The following is a 3,296-nucleotide window of genomic DNA, read 5'->3' on the forward strand; positions in this document are numbered from 1 at the left end:
CTCGTCGTGGTCGCGCACGGAGCCGTCCTGCGGACGGGCGCATGCGCGTTCCTCGACATCCCTGAGCCGCACTGGAGCACATTCGGCGGACTGGGCAACTGTGCGTGGTCGGTGCTCGAGGAGTCCCGCTACCAGGAATGGTCGAAGTGGCGGCTCACGGAATGGAACGCCGGGACACTGCCGGAACCCGTGCTCTCCGACGACGAGTGACCCGGTTTGGGCATGCAGAGGGTCAGCGGCTAACATTGGCGAGGCCCAACACACGGGCTGCAGCGGGGCATTGGCGCAGTTGGTAGCGCGCTTCCATGGCATGGAAGAGGTCAGGAGTTCGAATCTCCTATGCTCCACACGATCAGAAGGCCCGGGCGCTCTTTGCCCGGGCCTTCTGGCGTGTGTATGGCAAGGGATTCGGGGAGGAGCGCGCGTCGCGTCTCCCGGTCTGGCGAGTGTGAGGGCGAGGCTTGTCCCGAGCGCGCGCGACGGAGTCTCCTATGCTCCACACGATCAGAAGGCCCGGGCGGTCTTGGCCCGGGCCTTCTGGCATGTCGACGCCCCTTCGGTATCCGGAGGGGCGTTCGTGCGTCGCGAACCGGTTGCGTCGCCCTACCGCCTAGGCTGGTCCTCGCCCACGTCGAACCAGGAAGGTCTCGCCAGCCGTGCTCGCCCGCATCAGTCTCGGCATCGCCGCCATGATGGCCGGGGTGATCATCTTCGGGGCGTACGTCAGCGATCGCGAGGGCGAGCGCAGCCTGATCCCGGTCGCCACCGGGGAGAAGGCGCCGGCCGGCCTCGCCCGGTTCTACGACCAGAAGCTGGACTGGACACCGTGCGGTCGCTCCCTGTGCACCTGGGTACGCGTGCCGCTCGACTACGACAAGCCCGCCGGCGAGGCAATCCGCCTGCGGGTCAAGCTCCGCCCCGCCTCCTCCGGCAAGGCCGAGGGGCGGATCGTCATCAACCCGGGCGGACCAGGTGGATCGGGTGTGGGCTTCGTGGACACGTTCGCCTCCCTGACGTCCCAGGAGATCCGCCAGCGCCGCGACATCATCGGATTCGATCCCCGAGGAGTCGGCCAGAGCAATCCCTTGGTCTGCGAGTCCGACGAGGCGTTCGACAAGCTGATCGCACTGGACCCCGACCCCGACACGCTCAAGCTGGTCGACAAGCTCGGCGACGGCTTCCGCAAGCTGGGCGAGGGATGCGTCAAGAACTCGGGCTCGCTCGTCTCCCACATCTCCACCGAGGAGGCGGCGCGCGACCTTGACGTGCTGCGCGCCCTGATGGGCCAGAGGAAGCTGGACTACTACGGCGCCTCATACGGCACGCAGCTCGGAGCGACGTACGCCGACCTGTTCCCGCGCCGGGCCGGGGCCATGATCCTCGACGGCGCGGTCGATCCCTCGCGGAGCAAGGAGCGGCAGGGATTCGACCAGGCCAAGGGCTTCCAGCGCGAGCTCAAGGCGTACATCGTGGCCTGCCTCGAGGACGGCGACTGCCCGCTCGGCGACGACGAGAAGGACGCCAACGCCAACATCATCGAGCTCCTGGGGAGCCTGGAGGACAAGCCGATCCAGACCCGCTTCGACCGCAAGCTGACCGAGGGCGCCGCGATCTACGGCATCGCCTACGCGATGTACGACCCGGACAGCTGGAACGTCCTGACGACCGGCCTGGTACGCGCGGGATTCGGCGACGGCAGCATCCTGCTGACACTGAGCGACCAGTACTACGGCCGGCGCCAGGACGGCACCTACCGGGACAACGGCGCACAGGCGTTCTTCGCGATCCGGTGCCTGGACTTCCCCAAGGCTCCTGGCGACGGCGACATCGCGAGACTGCTTCCGGAGTACCGCAAGGCGTCGCCGGTGTTCGGGGGAGTGATGGCCTGGTCGGCCTCCGAGTGCCAGGACTGGCCGGTGACCTCGAAGCATCCTCAGCGGGCCGTGCGGGCCGAGGGGGCGGCGCCCATCGTCGTGATCGGCTCGACCCGGGACCCGGCCACGCCCTACGCGTGGTCGAAGTCGCTGGCGGCAGACCTGTCGTCGGCGTTCCTCGTGACGCGCAAGGGTGACGGGCACACGGGATACGGTGTCGGCAACTCGTGCGTCGACCGTGTCGTTGACCGTTACCTCCTGTTCCGCGAGGAGCCCACCGGACCGGTGACGTGCGATGACACCGACTGAGGGCGGCGCCCGGAGGGCACCGAAGCGGCGGAGCGACCCTGTCGCACAGCACACTGGCCCCATGAGGTCCCGTTTGCGACTCGCCGTGGTGGCGACGTTCATCATCGGCCTCGTCATCACCGGCCTCAGCTCCGTGGTCGCCAAGTCGCCGGAGCAGCGCGACCAGATCCGCGCGGCAGATCAGGTCGCCCAGCGCTTCGATGCGGCGATGGATCGCTACGTCGGGTCAGCCGCCGCGGAGCTCAAGAGCCAGCACGATGCGGACCAGGACGGCTACCCCGCGCTGCTGGAGCTGGTCCAGGACAAGATCGCGGACGCTCCTCGGCTGCGTGCGGGGACCACGACGTCCTACGGGCGGGAACACAGCGGCGACTTCCAGGGCGCCGGTCTCCGCCGCACGGCCGCGCTCGCTCCGTTGAAGGATCTCGAGTCCTATCTGCGTACCGAGGCGATCCCCCACTCGCAGTTCATCGCGGCCGGGAGGAAGCTCGTCACCCTGCGACCGGGGACGCTCCTGGGCGACGGCCCCGTGCTGGACGGAGGACCCCTGCGCGAGCGAGTCCTTCCGGCCTACGAGAAGGCGCGCGACCGCCTGGAGAAGCAGGACACGCCGAAGGGCTCTGAGCTCCTGCAGCTCGACCTCATGACGTACGCGAACGACGTCATCTCGATGACCAAGCAGGGTGCCAAGAAGATCGACGACCAGAAGGCCTTCTTCTTCCAGCTGGGTGATCGCCCGGTGAAGTTGTTGCGACGCCTGGCCGCGATCGAGGAGGCAATTCAGGTGAAGGTCGCGCAACAAGTCGAAATCGTTGCTGCGTCGCAATAACCCCCAGCCGTGACGCTCGTTGGTGAGGGTGTGACTCGTATCAGGCTGACCGCGGTCGACCTAGATGCGAGTCTCTGTCTCAGAGGTTTTGCGTACGCGGTAGCTTTCAACCGCTCTTGACGCCTCTGCGGCGTAGGCAACGCCCGCAAACTCGCCCGAAATTTCGTGAACACGCAGAATGACGAGGGAAACATGAAGATCCGCAAAGCCACCATGGCACTGGGAACCTTGGTCCTGGCTTCCGGCACATCGATCGGCTTCGCCGGTAGCGCCAGCGCTGCTCC

General features: G+C 67.3%; 3 protein-coding genes and 1 tRNA gene. All 4 read left to right on the top strand.

The window, feature by feature from the left end; genetic code table 11:
- On the top strand, window positions 1–210 hold a 210-nt coding region (locus tag V6M46_RS10020), incomplete at its 5' end, for a histidine phosphatase family protein (RefSeq protein WP_332664396.1).
- A 64-nt stretch (window positions 211–274) separates the two neighbouring features.
- A tRNA-Ala gene (locus V6M46_RS10025) sits at window positions 275–347 on the top strand.
- Between the two features lie 309 nt (window positions 348–656).
- Window positions 657–2,183: an alpha/beta hydrolase gene (locus V6M46_RS10030; protein ID WP_332664398.1), complete on the top strand. Its 1,527-nt coding sequence runs from the start codon at window positions 657–659 to the stop codon at window positions 2,181–2,183.
- A gap of 61 nt (window positions 2,184–2,244) precedes the next feature.
- Window positions 2,245–3,012, top strand: coding sequence for a hypothetical protein (locus V6M46_RS10035; protein ID WP_332664400.1), 768 nt, complete (start codon window positions 2,245–2,247; stop codon window positions 3,010–3,012).
- Window positions 3,013–3,296: the final 284 nt, after the last annotated feature.

Source organism: Aeromicrobium sp. (assembly GCF_036676885.1).
Classification (GTDB): domain Bacteria; phylum Actinomycetota; class Actinomycetes; order Propionibacteriales; family Nocardioidaceae; genus Aeromicrobium.